The 22,680-nt window shown below is 69.7% G+C and carries 18 protein-coding genes and 4 pseudogenes; 10 read left to right on the top strand and 12 right to left on the bottom strand.

The window, feature by feature from the left end:
• Positions 1 to 3 precede the first annotated feature (3 nt).
• The 5 genes from FRANEAN1_RS16740 to FRANEAN1_RS16720 all read left to right on the top strand — a co-directional run bounded on the left by FRANEAN1_RS16740 (position 4) and on the right by FRANEAN1_RS16720 (position 5,440).
• Positions 4 to 978, top strand: coding sequence for an ABC transporter permease (locus tag FRANEAN1_RS16740; protein WP_020461005.1), 975 nt, complete (start codon positions 4 to 6; stop codon positions 976 to 978).
• Positions 975 to 1,871: an ABC transporter permease gene (locus FRANEAN1_RS16735; protein WP_020461004.1), complete on the top strand. Its 897-nt coding sequence runs from the start codon at positions 975 to 977 to the stop codon at positions 1,869 to 1,871. Before FRANEAN1_RS16740 ends, FRANEAN1_RS16735 begins: the two co-directional genes overlap by 4 nt.
• On the top strand, positions 1,868 to 3,028 hold the full coding sequence (locus FRANEAN1_RS16730) for an ABC transporter ATP-binding protein (RefSeq protein WP_020461003.1): 1,161 nt from the start codon (positions 1,868 to 1,870) through the stop codon (positions 3,026 to 3,028). The genes FRANEAN1_RS16735 and FRANEAN1_RS16730 overlap by 4 nt, the downstream gene beginning before the upstream one ends.
• Complete coding sequence (locus tag FRANEAN1_RS16725; protein WP_020461002.1) at positions 3,025 to 3,978, top strand: ABC transporter ATP-binding protein; 954 nt, start codon at positions 3,025 to 3,027, stop codon at positions 3,976 to 3,978. Before FRANEAN1_RS16730 ends, FRANEAN1_RS16725 begins: the two co-directional genes overlap by 4 nt.
• A gap of 199 nt (positions 3,979 to 4,177) precedes the next feature.
• On the top strand, positions 4,178 to 5,440 hold the full coding sequence (locus FRANEAN1_RS16720) for an acyltransferase (protein ID WP_020461001.1): 1,263 nt from the start codon (positions 4,178 to 4,180) through the stop codon (positions 5,438 to 5,440).
• A gap of 107 nt (positions 5,441 to 5,547) precedes the next feature.
• On the opposite strand, the gene FRANEAN1_RS16715 is transcribed toward FRANEAN1_RS16720, so the two are convergent.
• The 3 genes and pseudogenes from FRANEAN1_RS16715 to FRANEAN1_RS16705 all read right to left on the bottom strand — a co-directional run.
• Entirely contained in the window at positions 5,548 to 6,468 is a 921-nt protein-coding gene (locus FRANEAN1_RS16715) for an alpha/beta hydrolase (RefSeq protein WP_020461000.1), read from the bottom strand.
• Between the two features lie 252 nt (positions 6,469 to 6,720).
• Positions 6,721 to 7,170, bottom strand: a pseudogene (locus tag FRANEAN1_RS16710) (GNAT family N-acetyltransferase); the annotation flags it as partial.
• Between the two features lie 810 nt (positions 7,171 to 7,980).
• Positions 7,981 to 8,802, bottom strand: a pseudogene (locus tag FRANEAN1_RS16705) (acyl-CoA dehydrogenase family protein); the annotation flags it as partial.
• A 153-nt stretch (positions 8,803 to 8,955) separates the two neighbouring features.
• Here FRANEAN1_RS16705 and FRANEAN1_RS16700 point away from each other — a divergent pair.
• Both FRANEAN1_RS16700 and FRANEAN1_RS16695 read left to right on the top strand, forming a co-directional pair.
• On the top strand, positions 8,956 to 10,377 hold the full coding sequence (locus FRANEAN1_RS16700) for a DUF1254 domain-containing protein (protein ID WP_020460996.1): 1,422 nt from the start codon (positions 8,956 to 8,958) through the stop codon (positions 10,375 to 10,377).
• Positions 10,374 to 10,679, top strand: a complete 306-nt coding sequence (locus tag FRANEAN1_RS16695) for a DUF6221 family protein (RefSeq protein ID WP_020460995.1) — start codon at positions 10,374 to 10,376, stop codon at positions 10,677 to 10,679. Before FRANEAN1_RS16700 ends, FRANEAN1_RS16695 begins: the two co-directional genes overlap by 4 nt.
• 21 nt (positions 10,680 to 10,700) lie before the next feature.
• On the opposite strand, the gene FRANEAN1_RS43530 is transcribed toward FRANEAN1_RS16695, so the two are convergent.
• The 4 genes and pseudogenes from FRANEAN1_RS43530 to FRANEAN1_RS37180 form a co-directional block, all read right to left on the bottom strand.
• Complete coding sequence (locus tag FRANEAN1_RS43530; protein WP_347177237.1) at positions 10,701 to 11,318, bottom strand: HNH endonuclease signature motif containing protein; 618 nt, start codon at positions 11,316 to 11,318, stop codon at positions 10,701 to 10,703.
• Positions 11,292 to 11,783 (bottom strand): annotated as a pseudogene (locus FRANEAN1_RS43525) (DUF222 domain-containing protein); the annotation flags it as partial. The gene FRANEAN1_RS43530 and the pseudogene FRANEAN1_RS43525, both read right to left, overlap by 27 nt.
• A gap of 236 nt (positions 11,784 to 12,019) precedes the next feature.
• The gene (locus FRANEAN1_RS16685) at positions 12,020 to 12,529 is read right to left on the bottom strand and encodes a DnaJ domain-containing protein (protein WP_020460993.1); all 510 of its coding nucleotides are present in this window, start codon (positions 12,527 to 12,529) and stop codon (positions 12,020 to 12,022) included.
• 148 nt (positions 12,530 to 12,677) lie between these two features.
• Positions 12,678 to 12,869 carry a hypothetical protein gene (locus tag FRANEAN1_RS37180; protein ID WP_020460992.1) on the bottom strand — a complete coding sequence of 64 codons (192 nt, stop codon included), beginning with the start codon at positions 12,867 to 12,869 and terminating at the stop codon, positions 12,678 to 12,680.
• Between the two features lie 689 nt (positions 12,870 to 13,558).
• Here FRANEAN1_RS37180 and FRANEAN1_RS16675 point away from each other — a divergent pair.
• The gene (locus tag FRANEAN1_RS16675; protein WP_049795689.1) at positions 13,559 to 13,792 is read left to right on the top strand and encodes a hypothetical protein; all 234 of its coding nucleotides are present in this window, start codon (positions 13,559 to 13,561) and stop codon (positions 13,790 to 13,792) included.
• Positions 13,793 to 14,183: 391 nt separating this feature from the next.
• Here FRANEAN1_RS16675 and FRANEAN1_RS16670 read toward each other — a convergent pair whose 3' ends face one another.
• The 3 genes from FRANEAN1_RS16670 to FRANEAN1_RS16660 all read right to left on the bottom strand — a co-directional run bounded on the left by FRANEAN1_RS16670 (position 14,184) and on the right by FRANEAN1_RS16660 (position 17,313).
• On the bottom strand, positions 14,184 to 15,437 hold the full coding sequence (locus FRANEAN1_RS16670) for a hypothetical protein (protein ID WP_157472673.1): 1,254 nt from the start codon (positions 15,435 to 15,437) through the stop codon (positions 14,184 to 14,186).
• A 383-nt stretch (positions 15,438 to 15,820) separates the two neighbouring features.
• The gene (locus FRANEAN1_RS16665; protein ID WP_020460988.1) at positions 15,821 to 16,141 is read right to left on the bottom strand and encodes a helix-turn-helix transcriptional regulator; all 321 of its coding nucleotides are present in this window, start codon (positions 16,139 to 16,141) and stop codon (positions 15,821 to 15,823) included.
• A 95-nt stretch (positions 16,142 to 16,236) separates the two neighbouring features.
• Positions 16,237 to 17,313, bottom strand: a complete 1,077-nt coding sequence (locus FRANEAN1_RS16660; protein WP_020460987.1) for a site-specific integrase — start codon at positions 17,311 to 17,313, stop codon at positions 16,237 to 16,239.
• Between the two features lie 177 nt (positions 17,314 to 17,490).
• Between FRANEAN1_RS16660 and FRANEAN1_RS43520 the strand changes: the two are divergent.
• A pseudogene (locus FRANEAN1_RS43520) lies at positions 17,491 to 18,143 on the top strand (hypothetical protein); the annotation flags it as partial.
• Between the two features lie 414 nt (positions 18,144 to 18,557).
• On the opposite strand, the gene FRANEAN1_RS16650 reads toward FRANEAN1_RS43520, so the two are convergent.
• Together FRANEAN1_RS16650 and FRANEAN1_RS42215 are read right to left on the bottom strand one after the other, a co-directional pair.
• Positions 18,558 to 19,415, bottom strand: a complete 858-nt coding sequence (locus FRANEAN1_RS16650) for a hypothetical protein (RefSeq protein WP_198145531.1) — start codon at positions 19,413 to 19,415, stop codon at positions 18,558 to 18,560.
• A 165-nt stretch (positions 19,416 to 19,580) separates the two neighbouring features.
• A complete protein-coding gene (locus FRANEAN1_RS42215) occupies positions 19,581 to 19,799 on the bottom strand; it encodes a hypothetical protein (RefSeq protein WP_020460984.1) in 219 nt (72 codons plus the stop codon).
• A 270-nt stretch (positions 19,800 to 20,069) separates the two neighbouring features.
• On the opposite strand from FRANEAN1_RS42215, the gene FRANEAN1_RS16645 reads away from it, so the two are divergent.
• The gene (locus FRANEAN1_RS16645) at positions 20,070 to 22,622 is read left to right on the top strand and encodes a tetratricopeptide repeat protein (protein ID WP_020460983.1); all 2,553 of its coding nucleotides are present in this window, start codon (positions 20,070 to 20,072) and stop codon (positions 22,620 to 22,622) included.
• Positions 22,623 to 22,680 lie beyond the last annotated feature (58 nt).

Raw genomic sequence — 22,680 nt, 5'->3', positions numbered from 1 at the left:
CCAGTGAGCGAGCACCGCGGCGGCACGGCCGTCCGGCTGGTCGTGCCGAGACTGCTGCGGGCCGCCGCGGTGCTGCTCCTGGTCGGCCTGGGGGTCTCGCTGCTGCTCGAGCTGACCCCCGGCGACCCCGCCTTCGCCCTGCTGGGCGATCAGGCCAGCGCCGACCAGATCTCCGCCGTCCACCGGGCACTGCACCTCGACGACCCGTTCGCCACCCGCTACTGGCACTGGATGAGCGGGGTGGTGCGCGGCGACTTCGGCACCTCGTACCTGACCGGCGAGCCCGTCCTCACCTCGGTGGGGCAGCGGATGCAGGTGACCGGCGAGCTGGTGCTGCTCGCCCTCGCCGTGGCACTGGTCATCTCGGTGCCGGTCGGGGTGCTCACCGCGCACCGGGCGGACGGCTGGGCGGACCGTTCCTGGTCGATGGTCTCCTCCGCGCTGATCTCGACCCCGCCGTTCGTGCTGGCGCTGTTCCTGGTCTATCTCCTCGCGCTGCAGGTCGGCGGGCTGCCCGCCACCGGCTGGGTGGCGCCCGCGGACGGCCTGGGCGAGAACCTGCGGCACGCCGTCCTGCCGGTGACCACGCTGGCCCTCGCCCTGGTGCCCACCTACTCGCGGATGCTGCGCGCGGACATGATCGCCACCCTCCAGGAGGACTTCATCCTCACCGCCCGCTCCCGGGGGCTGCCCGTCCGCCGCATCCTGTTCCGGCACGCGCTGCGGCCCTCGTCGTTCTCCCTGGTCACCCTGACCGGGCTCAGCGTCGGGCAGCTGATCAGCGGGGCGGTGGTCGTGGAGGTCCTCTTCGCGCTGCCCGGGATCGGCCAGCTCGTCGTCACCAGCGTCGTCGCGAAGGACGTGCCGGTGGTCCAGGGCGTCGTGATGTTCATGGCGGTCGTGTACTGCGTGGCCACCGTCGTCACCGATGTCCTCTACGGCTACCTCGACCCCAGGGTCCGGGTGCGGCCCGCATGACCGTAACCAGCACGAACGTCACCAGCACGACCACGACCGACGCCGGCCCGGACACCTTCGGACCGGCCGGCTCCGGCGGGGGCGTCTCCCTCGTTCTCGCCCTCGCCTGGATCACCCTGGTCGTGGCCGCCGCGGCGCTCGTCGACGTGCTACCGCTGCGTTCGTACGGGGCGATCGTCCCCGGCCTCGACGCGCGGACGCCGCCCGGCTGGGCCCCGGAGTTCCTGGGCACCGACGCCATCGGTCGCAGTGTGGCCTCCCGGGTGGTCCACGGCGCACGGGAGTCGCTCATCGTCGGGGTGGGATCGACCGCGCTGGCGATGGGCGCCGGGCTGCTGGCCGGGCTCGCCGCCGGCTTCTTCCGGCGCTGGCTGGACACCGCGATCAGCCTGGTCCTCGACGCCCTGCTGGCGGTGCCCGCCCTGGTGCTGCTACTGGCGGTCGCCTCCGTCGGACGGCGCGGCACCGGCACCATCGTCCTCGGCCTCGCACTCGTGGGGATGCCGAGCTTCGCCCGGCTGGCCCGCGCGAGCACGCTGGCGTTCGTCGACCGCCCGCACGTGGAGGCGGCGCGGGCGCTGGGCGCGGGACCGTTCCGCATCCTGCGCCGCGACCTGCTGCCGGAGGTCGTCCTGCGGGTGGCCCCGTTCGCCTTCGTGTACATGGCGTTCGCGGTCGTGGCCGAGGCGTCGCTGAGCTTCCTGGGCCTCGGAGTGCCCCCGCCGTCCCCGAGCTGGGGCGGAATGATCAACGATGGCCGGCCGTACCTGCAGGGCGAGCCGTTCCTGGTCTTCGTGCCCGCCGTCTGCGTGTTCCTGACCGTGGCCGCATTCACGATCGTCGGGGACCGGGCCCGCCGCCGCTTCGACACCCGCGCCTCGGGGCTGCGATGACCATCGACACCGCGGGAGCTCCCAGCGCCCCGGGCACCACAGGCGTACTCGGCGCCGCGGGCCCGGCCGGCCCGCTGCTGACCGCGCGGGACGTCACCACCACGCTGCCGGTGCCGGCCGGCCGGCTGCGTGCCGTCGACGGGGTCTCCTTCGCGCTCGCCCCCGGTGAGGCCCTCGGCATCGTGGGCGAGTCCGGGTCGGGCAAGTCGATGCTGGCCCGCACGCTGATGGGCCTGGCCCCGCCGACCGCCCGCACAACCGGCTCGGTGTGGTTCGCCGGCCGCGACCTGCTCACCGCCGGCCCCGAGGAACTGCGGGAGGTGCTCGGCTCCGGCATCGCGATGGTGTTCCAGGACTCGGCGACGTCCCTGAACCCCGTGACTCGGGTCGGGTGGCAGCTCACCGAGACGCTGCGGCTGCGCCGTGGAATGGACCGCCGTCCCGCGCGCGAGGAGGCCGTCGATCTGCTCCGCCGGGTCGGCATACCCGACCCCGAACGGCGCGCCCGCAGCTACCCGCACGAGCTGTCCGGCGGGATGCGCCAGCGGGCCTGCATCGCGCTCGCCATCGCCTGCGGACCGCGGGTGCTGCTGGCCGACGAGCCGACCACCGCCCTGGACGTCACCGTCCAGCGCCAGATCCTCGATCTGCTCGCCAGCCTGCGGCGCGGTGCGGGCATGGGGCTGGTCCTCATCACCCACGACCTCGCGCTCGTGGCCGGTCGGACCGAACGGCTCCTGGTGATGTACGCGGGACGGGTCGTGGAGACCGGGCCTACGCGGGCGGTCATCCGTGCGCCGCACCACCCCTACACCGCCGCGCTGCTCGCCTCGATCCCCCGCCTGGACCAGCCGGGCCACAGCCGGCTGGCCACGATCCCCGGCCGGCCCGCCGCGGCACTGGACCCTCGCCCCGGCTGCCGGTTCGCGCCGCGATGCCCCCGGGCACAGCCGCGCTGCCGGCGGGAGGACCCCGTCCTCGGGCCCGTCACCGATCCCGGCATCGCTGCCACCGCCACCGCCCCCGGTATCGCTGCCGCCGGCATCGCTGCCGGGATCGGGACCGTCGCGAGGCCCGGCGAGCACCACACGGTCGCCTGCTTCCATCCCCACGACAGCCCGCCGCCCGGCCCGGACGTCCCGCAGGAGCCACGTTGACCGAACCGGACGTCCTGCTGCGGGTACGCGACCTCGTGGTGGAGTACCGCGCGCCGGGCCGGGGGACCGTGCAGGCCGTGAGCGGGGTCAGCTTCAGCGTCCGGCGCGGGGAGACCCTCGGGCTTGTCGGGGAGTCCGGCTGCGGCAAGTCGTCGACCGCCCGGGCCGTGATGATGCTGCGCCGCCCGACCGCCGGGCACGTCGAATTCGACGGGCAGGAGCTGACCGCGCTGTCGGCACGGCGGCTGCGCGGCGTCCGCCCGCACCTCCAGATGATCTTCCAGGACCCGGCGTCCTCCCTGAGCCCCCGCCGCACCGTCGGCGAGATCGTCGCCGACGGGCTGGCTGTCCACCGATTCCCGCGCCCCTGGGACCGGCTGGTCGAGGAGGCCCTGTCGGCCGTCGGCCTCGACCCGGCGGCCGTCGCCCGGCGGCGGCCCTCCGAGCTGTCCGGCGGCCAGTGCCAGCGGGTCGCGCTCGCCCGCGCTCTCGTGCTCTCCCCCTCGCTGCTCGTCTGCGACGAGCCGGTGTCGGCGCTGGACGTCTCGGTGCAGGCACAGATCCTCAACCTGCTGGAGGACACCAGGAGGGACCGCCGGCTCAGCCTCCTGTTCATCGCCCACGACCTCGCCGTCGTCAGACAGGTCAGCGACCGGGTCGGGGTCATGTACCTGGGCAGGATCTGCGAGCTGGCACCGGCCGATGATCTTTACGCCCGGCCCCGGCATCCCTACACCCGCATGCTGCTCGAGGCCGTCCCCTCGCTCGACGGTGCGGCGGAGGAGACCGACGTGCCGGAACCGGGCGAGCTCCCCTCACCGCTGCGGCCACCGAGCGGCTGCCGGTTCCGCACCCGCTGCCCCCGCGCCCGCCCCCGGTGCGCGGCGGAACAACCGGCCCTACGGATGGTCGTTCCCGATCACCAGGTCGCCTGCCACTACCCGGACTGACACCTCGGCCATCGTGGGACGCGAGCAGGATTATCCTCCGGCAGCACGCCGAGAAATCACGGAATTAGCGGGCTTTTAGCGGTCGACACAATACTGAGCTCCCATCAGCCACCCGGACGCCCGCGGGCAGTGTCGAGCCAGGTTCAGGGGGCTTCCTCGACGCTGTGTTGCCGGGCCGCGAAAGGCACGTGATACGCGCATGCGTCACACCCCTTCGGTGCCCGTACTGCCTTCACTGACCGGCATCCGGGCTCCGGCCGCACTGCTGGTCTTCCTCTTCCACGCCCAGTGGGAGAACCATTACATCGGTGGCGGGACCGGTGACACGATCTCCGACATCATCGACCGCGGCGGAACATGGGGGCTGGGCCTCTTCTTCGCGCTGAGCGGCTTCGTCCTCACCTGGACGGCGAGCGCCAACGACACCGTGGTGGGCTTCTGGCGCCGGCGCGTCGTCAAGGTGTTCCCGAACCACCTGGTGACCTACGCCCTGGCCGTGGTCATCCTGCTCTCCAGCTCACAGGCCATCCCCCTCGACCACTGGCTGCCCAACCTGTTCCTGGTCCAGACCTGGGTGCCGGACGTCGCCCGGGTGGTGTCGCTGAACGGCGTCTCCTGGTCGCTGTCCGCCGAGCTCTTCTTCTACCTCTCGTTCCCGTTCCTGCTGATGACCGTCAACCGGATCAGGGACGAGCGGCTCTGGCTCAGCACCGGCGTCGTGGCCGCGCTGATCGTCGGGGCGACCTTCTTCTCGTACTACGTGCTGTCCGACCAGCCGCGGCTGATCGGGTTCGGCGGCGACGACTACTCCTACAACCAGATCTGGTTCATCTGGTTCTTCCCCCCGGTCAGGGGGCTGGAGTTCGTCCTCGGCGTGCTGCTCGCGAAGCTCGTGCTCGCCGGCCGCTGGCGGCCGATCGGCCTGCCGGCCGCGGTCGGGCTCTCCTTCGCGGGCTACCTCGTGTCGACCTTCGCGGTGCCCTACCTGTTCGGGGTCAGCGGCGTCGCGACCCTGTGGACCGCCCCGCTGCTCGCCGAGCTCGCCCTGGCCGACGTCGAGAAGAAGCGCTCATGGGTACGTCATCCGGTGCTGGTCTGGTTCGGCAACCTCTCCTTCGCCTTCTACATGATCCACTGGCTGGTCATCGGCCGCGTCACCCACTGGGCACGGCCTGACCCCTCCCGGCCGGTCGTGGACGGCCTCGGGCTGATCCTGCTGACGTTCGTCGTCTCGCTGTTCCTGGCCTGGCTGATGCACAACTTCATCGAGATGCCCGCCGTCCGGCGCTTCAGCGGTACCCGCCCGCGGTCCGTAACGGTGCGTGCGTACCCGCACGTAACGGTGCCCGCGCCGAGCACATCGATTCCCAGCACAGCGGTCCCGAACACAGCGGTTCCAAACACAACGGTTCCGAACGCACCGATTCCGAACGCAACGGCGGAGTCGACCGGGGTCGCCTGACCTCGCCCAGAACAGTGCGGCCCCTAGGCGCGGCGTAGCGCCCGACCCAGCCCGGCTGGATCGGGCGCTACGCCGGCCCGGTAGTTCAGGCCGGCCCGGTAGTTCGGTCAGTCGGCGGCCAGGCCGCGCCGTAGGGCCCAGATCTGCTCCTCCTGGGCGCGCCGCGCGGTGTCGATGTCCAGGTCACGGAAACCGTGCGCCGCGCCCGCGTAGGCGTGCAGATCAACCGGCACCCCCGCCTGCATGAGCCGCAGCGCGAAAATGATCCCCTCATCGCGCAGCGGGTCCTCGCCGCCGACGGCGAGGTAGGTCGGGGGCAGCCCGGTGAGGTCGTCGGCCCGGGCGGGAGCCGCGTACTGGTCGGCCTCGGTCACGCCCTCGCCGAGGTAGAGGCGCCAGCACTGGACGGCGAGCGGGCGGTTCCAGACCGGAGTGTCGACGGCGTCCCGCATGGAAGGTGTCTCCAGCCGGTCGTCCGTGGTGGGCATCACCACACTCTGGAAACGTACCGCCGGCCCGCCGCGGTCGCGGGTCAGCAGGGCCACCCCCAGTGCCAGGGTCGCACCCGCGCTGACCCCGGCCAGTCCGATCCGGGCCGGGTCGGCGCCCAGCTCCTCGGCATGCGCCGAGGCCCATCGCAGGGCGCTGTAGCAGTCGTTGAGGCCGGCGGGGAAAGGATGCTCGGGGGCGAGACGGTACCCGACCGACACGATCACCGCCCCGGTACCGAGAGCCAGTTGGGCGACGCCCTGATGAACCATGTCGAGGCTGCCGAGCACGAAGGCGCCCCCGTGCATGTACACGGCCAGCGGCAGCGGGGAGGGCCGGCCTTCGGGGCGGTAAACACGCACCCGTACCTTCACGTCGTCATCGGAGCCGGGAACAAGATGGTCCGTGATGGTGAGCCCCGGGATCGGCGGCAGCTCGTCGGCATGAATCGCCACCCGCCCGGCGCGCTCCTGCCTGACCGCGGCCTCCAGGTCGGTGATGGTTCCCGCATTCGGCGCCGGCGTCGGCGTCCTTGTCATTCCGCGCTCCTCGGTCTCTGCTTTTCGATCCGCATCGGGGATGGGCCGGCCCGGCGACAGAATCAACTGACGTCCACCATGGGACACGCGTCGCTGTCGACCGTTGTCCCGACTCTGCACACAGTCTGTTCTTCGGGACTTCCACCATATCGCGAACAGCATATGTGCCGTACTGGAACAGAGCCATTTACGTGGCGCCGACGGTGCCCGAGTGCCATGGCGTACCGCGCGGTTCCCCGCGTGCGCGCCGCCTCAGTTGTCAGGGCCGGGCAGATCTATTTCGAAGTAGTACGAGTCCGTGCCCGGACCGCGGCGTTCGTGGCGGTCGAAGCCGACGCTCTCGTACAGCGCGACCGCGGCGGTGTCGGCGTTGGTCGTCGTCAGGTCCATGTACGTCGCCCCACGCCGGCTCGCGTGCTCCATCGTCGCCGTGAGCAGGATCCGGCCCAGCCCGCGACCCCGCAGCTCGGGCCGGACGTACAGCTCAGCCAGATAACACTCGTCGGCGTCGTCCCACAGCGAGGGCCGGAACCGCGTCAGGGCGAGCCCGGCCGCGTCGTCCCGGTCCGCGGACGCCTCGAGGAGCAGCACGGCCGTAGCGCCCTGGCCGAGCAGCAGCGCGACCCGATCCGCGAGCCAGCCCTGTTCGGGCGCCGGCTCGTCGTACTCCGCGTTGAACGCCCGGAGCAGACGCGCGATCTGCCCGCGTCGGCGGCCTGGGCGACGCGGACGCGCGGCAGGCCGCTCGTCGTCATGCCGACCAACCTATCGACCCGGCCGCGGTCGCCGGCTCAGCGGCGGCTTTCGGCTCCGCCTCGGCGCCCACGACGGAGCCGGCTGCCGGCTGGCCCACATGCTCGGCCTGCCACTCACCGGACACCAGGCCGGGTGTGGTCGGTGAATTGAACCGGGCCGGAGGGCTCCTTCCGGAGGCTCTCCCTACGCTGAATCCGATCGGCCGGTAGAACTCTTCACCTTCCATCTGTCGAACCATGGCAACTCCCGGAGTAGCGTGCGGGTGTGGCCGGCAGGGGAACCGTCTTCATCAGCCATACCTCTGATATGGCCGCGTTCCCGCGGGACCGGTCCTTTGTCCAGGCCGCGGTCGAGGCGGTGTTACGAGCCGAAGCGCGCCCGGTCGACATGGCACAGTTCGCCGCGCGCGGGCAGCCGCCGGCGGAGTACTGCCAACAACAGGTCCGGAAAAGGGAAGGAGCAGACCGGTCGGCAGGACAGGTTCGTCGCGGACCCGCGGGAACGGTACCGTAATGTTGACGTTGTCGTCGACAACACCGGGGAGTTCGCCCGCCGCCGTGCCCGTGACATCGTCCAGCGGCGTCTCGCCGAGTTCGCGGACTCATCCCGGCCGGTCGACGTCGTTTTCTGCACCAGCGATGAGATGGCCCTCGGTGCTCTCGACGCGATGACCATCACCACAACTTGCTACCAATCCATCTGTACTCCGCTGGCTGAAGCACTCCGGACCGGCCGGGGTTGCCGGACGTCGCCGCTTCAGAGCTGGCCGTGGTTGGGGGGCAGCACGTCGTTGAGGAGGAAGTTCCCGACATGGTGGTACTTCCAGTCCACCGGGTCGTGGCTGGCGTGGGTGCGGGCGTTGCGCCAGTGTCGACTCAGATCGTGGCGCTCGTCGGTGGCGCTGGCGCCGGACAGCGCGAACAGATCGCTGGCCACCTCCGCGGCGACCTCACTGCCGAACGCCTTCGCCTGGGCCACCGCGAGCGAGCCTTCCGCGGCCTGCCGCGCGTCCCGCGGGGATCGCCCGACCTCGTGCAACCGGTCGGCGGCCCAACGCAGCAGCTCCTCCGCGGCCCGCACCCGGGTGGCCAGCCGGCCGTAGCGCAGGATCGTGTGCGGATCCTGCGCCGCCGAATCGACCCAGCCTCCACGCGCGGCCTCGAAGAACGGCCGGGCCCGGGTGCGGACGAACTCACCGGCGTCCCGCAGGGCGCCGCCGGCGATCCCGACCTGGATCGCGGCGTGCACGAGTTGGGCCCGGGCCCCCAGCTGCTGAGGAACCTCGAAGGCTCGGTGGTACGGGATGACCAGCGAAGGGTCGACCGGTACGGCCCGCAGAGTCGTCGTGCCGCTCACCGTGGCGCGCTGGCCCATGACGTCCCAGTCATCGTCCACCGAGACTCCGGGGGCGTCGCGTTCGACGAACGCCAGCACCAGGCGGTCAGCCTCGTCGAGCGCACTGACGCCGATCCACCGCGCGGTGATCGACCCGGTGCTGTAGTACTTGGTCCCGTCGAGCCGCAGCCCGGTGCCGTCCGGGCGAAGCCTGGTGCCGAGGTCCTGTGCGTGCCGCCCACCGGCGCCCCGGCTCCCACCGACAGCGGACGATCATGCCCCCGCGTGCAACCAGGGGCATATTGAAGATCAGGCGTCGCCGGAGGACTTGATACCCAGATCGTCGGGGAATCGTTCCGTCATCGTCTGGTGGTCAGCCGGAATGGGGAGGAACTCATGACCGGACAGCGGGATCAGGTGGCTGCCATAGCAGTCGAAGCGTACATTTTCGCCTATCCGCTCGTGACCATGGAGCTGACCCGACTCCAAGCCACCAACGTCGAGCCCGGAGTGGCGCCGGGCCGGGCCCCGATGAACCAGTTCGCACATATTCGGGAGTTTCCCGACGCCGATTTCAGGATGGTCGTCCGGCCGAACTTCGACACCCTCTACTCCTCGGCCTGGGTGGATCTGACCGAAGGACCGGTGGTGGTCTCCGCACCCGACACGGATAATCGCTACTACATGTTGCCCATTCTCGACATGTGGACGGATGTCTTCGCCACCCCCGGAAAGCGCTCCAGCGGCACGGCCGCGGCGGACTGGGCGCTGGTGCCGGCCGGGTGGAGCGGGCGCCTGCCGGCGGGCGTGGGACGCATCGACGCTCCGACTCCGCACGTCTGGATCATCGGCCGGACGCAGACCAACGGCGAGGCCGACTACGACACCGTCCACAAGGTGCAGGACGGATTCCAGCTCTCCCACCTCGCGGACTGGGGGCGCGCTCCGATCGCCGCGACCGCCCGGGCTGTCGACCCGGACATCGACATGACGACGCCGCCCCTGGACGTCATCAACGCCATGACCGGCGAGGAGTTCTTCAGGCGCGCGGCAGAGCTGATGAAGCTTCACCCGCCACATGTCACGGACTGGTCACAGATCCGGAGAATGCGCGCGCTCGGCCTGGTTCCCGGCGAGTCCTTCGACCCGAACCGCCAGGGCCGGGCCGTTCGGGATGCCGTCGCAGCGGCGCCCCGGACCGCTCAGAAAGCGATGACCACGCGAGTTTCGACAATAGCGACCGTGTCCGACGGATGGCAGACCAACACGGACTCGATCGGCGTCTACGGCAACTACTACATGAAACGGGCCGCCGTCGCGATGATCGGTCTCGGCGCCAACCCCGCAGAGGAAGCCGTCTACCCGCTGCTGCTCACTGACGCGGACGGCGACCCGCTCGACGGATCCGTCGACTACGTGCTCCACTTCGAGCGCGACGAGCTCCCTCCGGTCTCCGCGTTCTGGTCGATCACGATGTACGACGAACGCGGCTTCCAGGTGGCCAACCGGCTCAACCGGTTCGCCCTCGGAGACAGGGATCCGCTGACGTACAACGCTGACGGATCGCTCGATCTCCATATCCAGATGCGTCCCCCGGATCCGTTCGGGAATCGAACTGGCTGCCGGCCCCGCTCGGCCCGCTGGGTGTCACGATGCGGCTCTACGCACCCGACCCCGCGGTCCTGTGCGGAGCATGGTCACCGCCCCCGGTACGGAAGGCCGCGAGCCGCCCCGGCTGACAGCTCCCCGGCGGATCCCACCGACGGGCCGAAGGTCCGGCGTCCCAGGCTTCGGCCCCCGGCAGGATCGTTGTCGTGACGGATCTGCGCGCCCATGTTCTCGCCCGCCTGGATCAGCTCGAACAGACCGCTCGCGACGTTCCCGGGGCGTCCATCTGGAACGCCCGGCAGGTCGTGGGCATGACCGGGGTCGCGCCCGCGGTCGCCGAGCACATCGCCCAGTGGAGCCCGGCCCGCATCCTCCCCTGGACCAGCGGCGCCCGCGAGCTCACCGAGCTGCACCACGACGTCGACGGGAAGTGCGCCGCCTGCCTCGACGTATATCCCTGCCCGACTTTGTCCGTTGTGGCCCGGACCCTCGGCATCACCCCGGGCCGATGAGGTGGGTGGGTGGGTGGTGGTTCACGCGGCGTGATCTCGCAGGAGTGCGCGGATCGAGTCGTCGAGGTGGAACGGGCCGCCGTTCCGGGTGGCGATCGCGTCTGGTGCCACGTGCCGAGTGGCCTCGGTGAGGACCTCGGCGGGTCGGGCCCCCGGATTGGCGGGCGGCGCCGGGTCGGGCGTGCGGCCGTCGGGGAGCAGGGCGACGATCCGCCCGGCGGTGGTTCTGCGGAGCTTGGTGTCCTCGTCGTGCAGGGTGCGGTGGTGTTCGCCGCAGACGAGGGTGAGGTTGTCGATGTCGGTGCCGCCGCCCTCGGTCCAGGGAACGAGATGGTGGATGTGCAGCCATCGGGTGTGTGCGCAGCCGGGGTACTGGCAGGTGCCCCTGTCCCGGGCGTGGACTGTGTCCCGCAGCTGCCGGTTCGGTGGCCGGCGGCGCCGGCCCGGCCGCAGCGGGTTGCCGTGGGTGTCGGTGAGCAGGGCGCGGATCAGCCCGTCGCAACCGAGCCGGCGCAGGACCGTGGGGGACAGGCCGGTCGCGGGTGAGATCTCCGCGCGCGACCCGGGCCCGGGCTGTGGGGGGTGTGGCTGTGGGGTGTCGAGCAGTGCGTCGGCGTCGCGGCGGCGGTCCCGCGGCACGGCTGCGACCTCCCTGTCGGGAGGCGGCTGGCCCGCGTCGGTGCCGGAGTCGGTGGTGGTGTCGAGGCTGGTGCGGGCGGCGTCGAGTGCGGTGATGAGTTGGGTGCCTTCGTCGGGAGGCAGGACCGCGGTCAGGTGCGGCATGCCGTTGTCGTCCGTGCGCCAGGAGACCCGCCGGGCCGCCTGTGTCCTGGCACGGTCGTCCGGGTCGGTGGTGGTCTGGCGGAGGGTGCGGACGAGGCGTTCCAGCTGGCCTGCGGTGCGGTGCAGGGCGTGTTCGAGCCAGAGGCGCTCGGTGGTCGGGTCGGCGATCCGGGTGATCGCCCGGACCTTCGAGTAGGAGACCGTCCCGTCGGTGAACGCCGCCCGCACCGCGGGGAGCTGCTCGAGGGCGCGGGCCGTGGCCAAATGCTCCCGGGCGGCACGCAGCCCGATCCCGCAGCGCCAGGACAGCCAGTGCGCACTCGCAGAACACCCGAACGGCGCGCGGGCGGGCGGACCGTCGCGGTCATGACCGGCTGGCGAGGAGGGCCGGAACGTCCTGGGTGGTACCCGTCACGATACCCACGACGGTCACCTGGATGGCCTCGTCACCCTGGAGCCGCTGCGTCAGACCCGTCCCGGTGAAGGCGCTACGCGCGTACTTGGTGACGAGGATGTCGCCGGGCCGCGAGCTGGACGCCGGGTGCGGCGGGCTCCGGTCAGCGGTGGGGCGGTGGGCGGCTGACGGAGATCACCGCAGCCGGCGGGATGACCATGGCGAGGATCATCATTCCCAGCGCCGCCGGGACGGAGAACAGCCGCACGACTGTTCCCGCCAGCACGAACAACAGCAGGCACACGGCCATCGCGATGAGGTAGCGGCGCCGCTCCCGCGCGTCCGGGTGGGGAACACCGCCATCGGCCCGGCTGACGGGCCGGCTCACTCCGCCCGCGCGGCCGCCCGCGTCAGCCGGGGTGGACGGGGTGGACGGGGACGCGCCGGGCCGGGCCCTGGCCTCGGCCGACCGGGCGACTCCCAGGTCGTAGGCATGCCGGCGGGCAGGATCGCCCAGAACCCGATACGCCGCATGGACCCGCTGGAACGACCGGGGTGAACCGCCCGCATCCGGATGGGCGTGCTTGGCCGCGCGGCGGTAGGCGGCCCGGATCTCGGCGTCGGTCGCGGTGCGGACGATCCCGAGCACTTCGTACAGCGATCCCTCATCCACCGTCCACCTCGCCAGACGCAGCGGCACCCTGGGGCAGGCTCTTCCCACGGTAGACCGCCGACGTGAAGTGGTGGGATGCCGCCGATCGCTCGCGTCGACGACATCCCACCGCCTCTGGTGGTGCCCGCTCCCCCGAGCGGCGGTTCGGTCAGGCGAAGCTGGTCGGCTTCGGCTCGGACCAGTCGCGGTTGGCGTTGGACCAGCAGACGAACGGCTTGTCCTGGGCGGGCGCCTCGTGCTGGCGGCTCCAGTCGGTCGGGTTGACCAGGCCGTCCGCGCTGTGGTCGGTGAACTTGTTCGTGGCGGCGATCACCGATGCCCGGGTGAAGGAGGGTCCCACCGGTCGAGCTCGGTCTCGAGTGTCGTCGAGCCGTTGATGTCAAACAGGTGATCACCGCCTGGACGCCCGCCCGCTTCATCGCGGACACCTCCGGCTCGAGTCCGTTCGGCAGGCCGAAAGGCAACGAGTTGTTCGAGTAGGCGATCTCCTGGCCCGTGTCACCGTTGTACTTTTTGATCGTCGCGACGATCGAGTCCACGCACTGCTTCGAGTTGTCGGAGACGCCGTAGCCGATGGCCGCGATCTTCGTCGCGCCGAGGAGCTTGGTGGAGTAGGTGTGCATCCGGTGGTGCAGGGGATGCAGGTGACACCGACCGAAGCGAAGATCGAGTCCTTGCCGGTCATGTCCGCCGGGAAGAACGGGTCCACGTAGTTCGGGATGCCTGCCTTGGCGAGGTCGGGCCACCCGGTGGCCAGCTGCGGGGCACCGAACGTGGCGAAGGTGTCATTGCCCGCGATGATCTTCAGTGCGCCCTGCTTGTTCTGTCCAAGCGGGTCGTCGATCAGATCGGAGAGGACGAGCTTACGGTCGTAAATACCGCCCTCGCTGTTCCGGAAGGCGAAGTAGTCCTTCATGCCCGGCGCCCCGTTGGCGCTCTGCGCCGGTGGCGCGGAGGACGAGGACCGATAAGCGGCGCAGGCGGCTGGGTAAACGGTTCATCGGCGCCGGCGATCACCGCGCATGCTGGGTGGCGTACCACCGGGCCCGGTTGACGCCCAGCGGCAAGCGACTCGACCAGCAGGTCGCGGACGCCCTCCGGCCCGTCGCGAGTGCACTGGCCGAAGGCGGCGACCCGCAGTATCTGGCGGACTTCGATCTCATTCTCACCAACATGATCTACGTCGCCATCGGCCGGTTCGCGGACGGGAAACCGACGTCACGGAAATCCTGCCGATTCTCGAGCGCCTCATGTTCCGGCTGACAAGCGACAACCGGTCCGCCGCCATCGCCGCTCGGACCGGCCGCACACAGACAGACGACCGCACAGACGGCGGGTAGGGTTCTGCCAGTTATGCGGCATGTGTCGGTGCGGGGACTCGAACCATTACCCCATCACCGGTAACCCTGTCCGGTGACCTCATTCTCGCAGGTCAGGCGGGGGCCGGGCGATGAACGACACAGGTTCTACCCCACCTGCCGGCCCGGCAACCCGGCCGTTCGCTCTTCGCGCGGTCACCATGCTGATCGGCAGCGTTGTCGCGTTGAGCTTCCTGTTCGGGCTGGGTAATGTGTGGTCCCTGGGAATCCGGCTGGGCGTTCCCGCCTACATCGCTCCACTGAATCCCCGTGGGTTCACGCGATCTGAAGGCTTTTCAGCGCGAACTCGCGGGTCGGTCGGTGCTTGGACCGGTGGTTGACCCTTGGGTTCCTGCTGAACCGTCGGGAGTGTGCCGCTCGGCGAGCGACTCGAGGAGGTGGCGGGCGGCGTTGGCGTAGCGCATGGCGGTGTTCTGGTCGAGGCCGAAGACGGCGGCGAGGTGGAGGGGGTCGGGGCCGTGGGTGAGGGCCTCGTCGAGCTGTCTGTCGACGCGTAGTTGTTCGAGGGTGACGGGCAGGCCTCGGACGATCAGGGATAGCCAGCTGTCGCTGACGGGACCGTGTCCCAGCGCGGTCTGTCCATTGACTATCAGATGGGGATTGGCGGTGTTGGGCCATCGGTCGCGGCGGTAGGCGAGCCAGTCCAGGACGGCATGGTAGGTGAGGTCGTCGAGTGGTCGGTTTATGTCGGCGATGACGAGGCGGCGGTTGCCGAGGTCGACATCGTCGAGCTGCACGTGGCGGGTTGTCTTGTTGCGGGCGGCGTGGATTCCGGCGAGGACGACGACGAGCCGGGCTGCGGGACTGGTCGCGGCATCAAGAACCATGCTGACCCGCTCGGGGTGGAGCGGGAGGATGAGGTTGTAGTGTTTGCGGCCGGCGCGTAGCCGCGCGACGGGATTACGGAAGATGGTGCCGGTTTTCTTGCAGTGATCGAACAGGGATCGCAGCACGACAATGGTGTGGTCGCGTTTGTTGCCGTGGACGGAGCTGATGACCTTCTGGATGTCGTCGCCGGTGATCTCGCGGAGGTGATGGAACCGGGTCGACCAGTCCAGCAGGGTGGGTTTGATCTCGTTGAGATAGCCGTAGGCGGTGTTTTTGCTGTGCGCGCGGGTTCGCGGGCCGCCGGCGTACAGGGTTCGGATCCAGTCCTCGACGTCGCGACGGATGCCCGGGGTGATGCCGTCAAGTTTGTGCTCGAGGTAGGCGTCGAAGGTGGACTGCCGGTCATCGTCGAGCAGCCCGAGATGGTCCAACGCCTGAACGGTCCGCTCCACGCTGATCCAACGTGCTTGGAGAGCGGGAAACATGTCGGAGTAGCGGACTTTCTCGCCGGGAGCGAGCCCGGACAGGAGTATGACCAGCGCCCGGTCGACATCGGTGTGGACGCGGCGGGTCCATCCTCGGGCTTCGCCCATGGCGCGGGCGCGTCGGCGGGCGTCGACCAGCAGTGGGTTGGTGAGGTCGGCGTTGTGGCGGTCGAACCGGGTGAAGTCCCGCGGCAGGTCGATTAGCCGAAGTTGCACCCATGCCACGGCGCGGCCGGGATTTTCGGCGGGTGAGGTGAGGCCCGGCGCGTTTCGACTGTTCTTGCCGAGGCGCCGGCCGGCCGGAACTGGCACGCTGTGGTGGAGGCTGGCGAGAAACAGTTGGTGGTGGCGGACGGCTTCCAGGAATGGCTGGATGGCGGGTGCCCAACGCCCGGCGGTTTCCAGTGTGGCCTGTTTCCAGCACAGCCGGCAGTAGCCCCGTTTCACAGGGAGAAGGCGGGCGCAGCCGGCGCACGTGCCGCGGGGAAACCGCTGTCGGAAGTTGGCGCAGGCCGGGCAGTACCGGCCCCCGAAGACGCCCCAGGCCAGGCAGTCGCCGCAGCTGGTCGGCGGCTTACCGTCACGGATCCAGGTCATCGTCACATCGGCGGTAGGGAGCGTCCGTCCCGGCGTCTGGGGGTCACCGGCCGGGCCGCGGCCTGCGCCACTGCGGGCTGGTCGGCGCTGTCGGGTCGGGTGACCTTGTCGGGCTCGGGGATCAGTAGTTCGCCGATCGGGCAGCCGAGAACCGCGCAGATGACATCGAGGTCGTCGAGCTTGATGCTGGCCGGCTGCCCGGACCACAGGCCCGACATCTTCCCGGCGCTGATGACCAAGCCATGCTCGGCGAGCAGCTGCTGCATCTCGCTGGCCTTCCAAATGCCCCGGTTGGCAGCGGCCAGCCGCAGGTTCCACCGCACAGTGCCATGCCCCCTTTCAGTCGTTCGGCAGCCTGACGGCGACCTCGGCGGTGAGCGGATCGCGGGTGGGCACCGCGCGGCGGGGAGTTCTCTGCTCATGGCAGCCGTCCCTTCAGCCGGTCGGCGGCCCGTTGCTGACCGGCCACCCACGCGTCTTCGATGTGACCGCGATGCACGTGGACGTAATGCATCGTGGTTGCGACCCAGCGATGACCAAGGACCTCCTGGATAGCGATCAGGTCCATTCCCGTCAGGTAGAACTGGGAGGCGGCGAAGTGCCACAGCACGTGCGGCGTGAGTGCGTTTTGCCATTCCGGCAGATGACGGGATGCGGCCTCGACGAGACCGTTGCGCAGGGCGTCGTCGCCGACGCGTACGCATGTTCCGTCGCCGTTGCGGCGTTCCGAGGGGAACAGCGGGTTGCCGGGCCGGGTATGATCATTGTCGAAGTGGCCCCACACGTCCTCGACGAACCAGCGCAGTGTACGGTCCGCGCCCCGGATGAGAGGAACCATCCGCTCCCGCGGCCCGCTTCCGCGCGAGCCCTTACCGCACCGGACGTGCAGCTTGCCGAACCGGCCGAGGTCCCACTTGATGTCGTCCAGGTCGAGGTTGCACACCTCGTTGACGCGCAGGCCCACCTCGGACATCAGCCGCGCCGCCGCGTAGTTACGCGCGGCGGTGGCGAACTTGCGGCAGGTAGCCAACTCGGCACGCCACCCGGTAAACAACGCATCAATCTGTGCCTGGCTCGGCGGTATACGCAACGAGGCACCGGTCTGCCCGCGCGGCCGGTTCATCTCGTCGATCGGGCACGCCACGATGTGGCCGGTCATGTTGTGGATCTCGACTTTGTGGCGCAGTTCCAGGAACAGGAAGTAGGTTTTCAGTGCCTGCGCTCGGGACGACCGGGTTGCCTGCGCCGCGCGGCGCAGGACCTGCCCAAAATAGACATCCCCATCGGAAGGCGCCATCTCCCATAATGGACAGCCGAACCAGGACCGGATCTGCTCCAGGTGTCCGACGTCGGAGCGGATCGTCTTGTCGGCCAGACCCGCCGCGGCCCGCGCCAGCACGAACCCGGCCAGCACATCCGTCTCGAACTCCGTGACCTCGTCCGGGCTCGCGGGCGCACGCGCCTCGCGGAGATCCCGCACCACTGCCAGGCCCAACCCGCGTCCCTCACCTTCACGACGACAACCGGACGATCGGCAGCGACGGTAGGACTTCAGGAAGCCTGAAGCGTCTTCAACACGCGACCTCGGCCGCGAAGGACACAGGGAGGCCCTGTCCCCGTGAGGATCGCCTGCCAGTGCGATCTCAGCAGCAATGCGGAACTCAAGGGTTATTTAATAGTCGCGCCGGCCGTTGATCTTTCCGTTGTCGCTCTACTCGTTGCGATCCGTCAGCTTGCCCTTGCCGGCGCCAGCCGGGAGCAGATCAGACCGGCGCAACGACTCCTGATCTTCTGTAGTCTCGTCACGCTCGCGTTGAATACCGCGGAACCGATCATCGAAGGCCACTACGGCCGCGCGGCGTTCGACGCGGTCGGTTGTTGCCTGCTCATTGGCTGGTCCCACATCGGCCCGGAACTCCTCCAAGCCCTGCAGGTCACCGCGCGCCACGGCGAGCAGATTCCGCTGTCGACGTTCCCAAACCAAACTGGGATAGCAGCAGGTCATGCGGGTCAACCGGACCCGCTGCTGGCAGGCCATCTGATGCCGCGCCCACGAGAAGCGACCTGGGCCGGCTATCGTGAGCAGCGGGGCGCGTATCCGATGAGGAGCTTCTCGACCGGGCCCGCGTCGAGGATGCCATTCACTGGCAGGCCCATCGCCGGCCGATATCCGCTGAAACCCTTCGGAAACGTCTCCACGTCGGCGCCCGCACAGCCCGGGGTCTCGTCGTACAGCTACGAACCGACCACGACCTTCGGCCTGGTTCTGCAGCGGGGTTCGAACAGGCTGGCAGCAGTTCCGATGCTCAGCGAGTCACGGCGTAGCCAGAGCGGTCTGCGCCCACATGAGACGGCGGTGGACCGAGGCGGGTGGTCTCGCAGGCGGGTGGGAAACCGAGATCGGCGCGGATCTCGATGGCCTTCACGATCCGGATCTCGGCATCATCGTGGCCGCGGATAGGGCTCGTGGGATCGGCCGTGGTGTGGACCTGGGCCCACGGCAGAGTGGAGAGCCGGGCTGACAGCGCCGGCTGCTCGGGCTTGCCGTCAGGAAGCAGTGGGCGTCGCGGTCGACCAGCCAGCCCGCGGTGATGCGCTGGGTATGCCGCAGCACGTCGGCGATGACCACCGTTTTCGACAGGTCAATGGGGCCCATCGCAATCGAGGGTGCAGGTCGGGCCCGAATCCGCCGGCCTCCAGCAGCGACCGGCCCGCCGCCGGCGCATTTGTGCCGGCGTCTCAGCCTTCCTCGTCGTCCGCGCGCCGACGGAGCACTCGCCCGGGAATCCCGGTCGGGAGCTTGCCCGTCACCGATCGGGCCCGGTCGAAGGTCTCGATACCGAGGCGCCGGGCGGCGTCGACGCCGTCTGCTCCCGTCGCAAGCGCCTTGTTCTTCGCCTCCGCGGCCGCGTCCACCCACCGTCGCGGGTCCAGTGACTGCCGACCGCTGTCGATCCCGAGCCGGGCGTGGAAGTCGGCGACGGCGATCGCGACCTGGTTTCTCGAACGCACCACCGCCGGGGACGCGCCCGGGTGCAGCAGCACCTTCTTGTCGGCCGTGCCGACAGCCGAATCCACGCGGGCCATCAGGCGCTCGGTGGTGCGTGAGATGAGTTCCATCCGCTTCTGCCGGGCAATCCGAAGTGCGAGGCGATGCCGGTCCAGCTCATCCGCCGACGCATCCAGCATGCGGTCGAGTTCAAGCACCGCGATCATGTCGTGCAGTTGGAAGCAGCGAGCCAGAACGGCGAGCCACTCCCGGACTGCCGACTCGGCGTCCTTGGAAGCCCTGGCAAGATCGCCGACCCTGGTCTTGTGTTCCATCTTCTCTGCGAGCGCGTCGAGCTGACGCAACGCGTAAGCCTGGGTCTGCGCGATCGTCATCGGCGTGGCCTGCACCTTCGACCACGTGACCTCGGAGACCCGGCCCACCTGCTCTCGGATGGTCATGGCGTCGTCGATGACGAGGCCCGCTCCGATCATGTTCGCCAGCACCGCGTCCTTCTGGGCGCGGAGCACGTCGTCGACCTTCTCGTCGATCGTGGCGAGATAGTCGGTGATCTCGCCCATGGTCTGCTGCATGGCCAGCTGCGCCATGAGCCCCGCGGCACCAGCCAGAACCGCCGGGTTGGTCAGCCGCGATCCGGACGTTCTCGCAAATTCGAGGTGTCCCTTAATCTTACCTTTCTCCATCAACACGGCACGGCTGACATCGGCATCCGAACCTTTCATGAGCTCGTACTTCTTGAGAGCCTGCGCGGACTACTCGGTCAGCTTCACCCAGCGACCTGAGTTGGCGGCAATCTCGGATCCTGCCTGCGCGGCTCCCGCCACGGCGCCGAGGGCCGATCCGAGCCTGGGCAGTCCGAGATCCTTCGACGGCAGTCCCTCGGAGGCGAGGAAGCGTTCGACAACCTTCGGACTCCCGATGACTGCCAGGCCGTCGCCGTCGCTGATCAGCTGGATTTCGTCGTCCATCATCGGCTCCTGAAATGGTCTGTCGTACCTGGGGCATGGGCAGTGTGCGCGGCGATGGCCGGGTGGGGATCAAGGTCCTCCGACAATGGACGATCTCACACTGCTCGTCTGGAACCGCGGCCTGGCCGACGCCGGCTGCCCCGCCCGGACCACCTTCTGCCGCATCGATGAGCTCGGCGCGGTGACCCGTCACCAATCCTCCAGACCTCCTGCTACCGTGGCTCCCGCCGGACTGTGGTGCGCGCAGAGTCCCAGGTGTTCGGGGGGCGAGAAATGGGCGAGGAAGCCGGCTGGGACTTCTTCGTGTCCTATGCGGCGGACGATGTCGAGTGGGCCGAGTGGATAGCGTGGCATCTGGAGGCTGCGGGCTATCGCGTCCTGTGTGAGGCGTGGGACGCCGTGGCCGGATCGAGCCGCGATCGCCTCATCGACGACGCCGTCGGCAGGTCGGTGAGGACGCTCGCCGTGCTGTCGGCGGCATATCTTCGCGCACCTTCGGTGCAGAGCGAATGGCGCGCAGCGTGGCGCAGGGATCCCGATGGGCTGACCCGCAGGCTGATTCCGGTCAGGATCGATGCCTGTGAACCGGAAGGTCTGCTTGGCGGCGTCGTTCCCATCGACCTGTTCGGACTGGACGAGGCCGGCGCGCTGGCGCGTCTGCAGACCCGGATAGACGGCGCCCGCGCGGGTCGGCAGAAGCCCGCTGGTGAGCCACCCTTCCCCGCCCGCGGCGGGAACGGCCGCCCGGACGGGTCGCAGCCCACGCCTCGTCCGCCGGCTCCGCAACCAGCTCGTCCAGGACATGAAACACCAGCCCTGCTGCCCAGGGACATCCGGGACTTCACAGGTCGCAGGCGCGAGATCGCCGAGCTGGACGCGATGCTCGGGCCGGGCACATCGACGATGGTCATTTCCGCGGTGGACGGGACGGCCGGCGTCGGGAAAACCACGCTCGCCGTCCACTGGGGCCACCGGGTCAAGGACCGGTTCCCGGACGGCCAGATCTACCTCGACCTGCGAGGGTACGCACCGACACTGCCGATGCAGCCGCGCCGGGCGCTCGGCCTGCTGCTCGGCGCCCTCGGCGTCACGGATGCCGACATCCCGATGACGCTGGAGGCGCGCTCGTTGCTGTACCGGCGGCTGACGGGAAGCCGCCGCACGCTGCTGGTCCTGGACAACGCCCTCGACGTGGAACACGTTCGGCCGCTTCTGCCCGCCGGCACCTGCCTCGCGTTGATCACCAGTCGGAGCAGACTGAGCGGGCTGGCGGTACGCGACGGAGCCCGCCTGATCTCGCTGGACGTCCTCAGCCCGGACGAGTCGACCGCACTGCTGCGGCAGGTTCTGGGCGAGGTCCGCGTGGAACGCGAGCTCGCGGCGGCCGAGCGGCTCGCGCAGCTGTGTGGACACCTTCCGCTGGCGCTGCGGATCGCGGCGGTCCGACTGCTGACGAGGCCTGGCTTCGACATCGCGGACGCCGTCTTCGAGCTGGCCGACGAAAACGCGCGGATCGACGTGCTATCGCGGGACTCCGACGAGCACGCCGCCGTTCGTAGCGTGTTCTCCTGGTCCTATCTGAGGCTGCGCCCGGTCGAGCAGCGAGTGTTCCGGCTCCTTGGTCTCCACCGGGGCCCATCGCTGAGCGACGACGCCGTCGCGGCGCTTGTCGGCGTGCCCACGGCACAGGCCGGTGCGATGCTCCATACGCTCGTCGCGCTGCATCTGATCGAGGAGGAACGCCCTCGCCGCTATCGCATCCATGACCTGCTCCGGCTGTACGCGGGCGAGCTGTGCACCCGGGACGAGCCCGCGCAGCAGCGGCGGGCTGCCGTCGAGCGCATCCTCTACTGGTACGTGGCCACCTGCACCGCCGCCGCGACCCTCGTGGAGGGGCGGACGTCGGACAAGTCGGCGCCGCTCGCGCCACATGCCGTGGTGCGGCCGCTCGTGTTCGGCTCGGCCAGCCAAGCGCTCGCCTGGTTCGACGACGAGTACGCCACGATGCTCGACATCGCCAACCACGCGTACAGCAACGAACTCGACGACCTCTGCGGTCGGTTGGCGCTGGCGGCGTGGCCCTTCTTCCAGCGCCGCAGCCGTTGGGCGGACTGGATCGAGTTGCAGCAGGTCAGCCTGGCGGGCGCGCGGCGATCCGGCGACGAGCAGACCGAGGCCTGGCTGCTCGGCGGCCTCGGCGACGTTCTCGACGACCAGGAGCGGTACGAAGAGGCCCTGGAATGCCATCAGCGGGCCATCGACATCCATCGCCGGCTCGGGAACCCGAAGGGTGAGGCCGTCGCGCGCAACAACCTCGCGGTCAGCCTCGACAACCTTGAGCGGTACCCGGAGGCGATCGAGCACTACACCGCCGTGCTGGCGATGTTCCGCGACCTCGGCGATCTCGCCAACGTCGGAATGGTCCTGAACAATCTCGGCGCCGCGCACTTCATGATTGACCAGTTCGATGCCGCGGAGCGTCACTACCGGGAGGCTCTGGAGATCCGCCAGGCCCTCGAAGACGCCTTCGGCGAGGGCATGACACTGCACAACCTCGCCGACGTCGCGGAGGCGCTGGACCGCCTCGATGAGGCACGTGACTGGTACGAGCGCTCCATTCCCCGGCACAGGGCGGCCGGGCACCTGCGCGGCGAGGCACGGGCACTGCACTTCCTGGGCCGGGTGAACCAGCGTCAGGGAGACCTAGAGACCGCCCGCGCCCACTGGCGCGCGGCACTCGACATCTTCGAGCGCGTCGGCGATCCGGAAGCTGACGACCTGCTGGCGCTGCTGGCCGACACCAGGACGAGCACGCCGGGCGCGTAGCGGGCCCGCCGACGGCGTCGCCGGGCCCGGCCTTCCCACGCGGTCGGATGTTCGCCCC

Source organism: Parafrankia sp. EAN1pec (genome assembly GCF_000018005.1).
Lineage (GTDB): Bacteria > Actinomycetota > Actinomycetes > Frankiales > Frankiaceae > Parafrankia > Parafrankia soli.
This window is presented reverse-complemented; position numbering and strand designations above follow the sequence as displayed.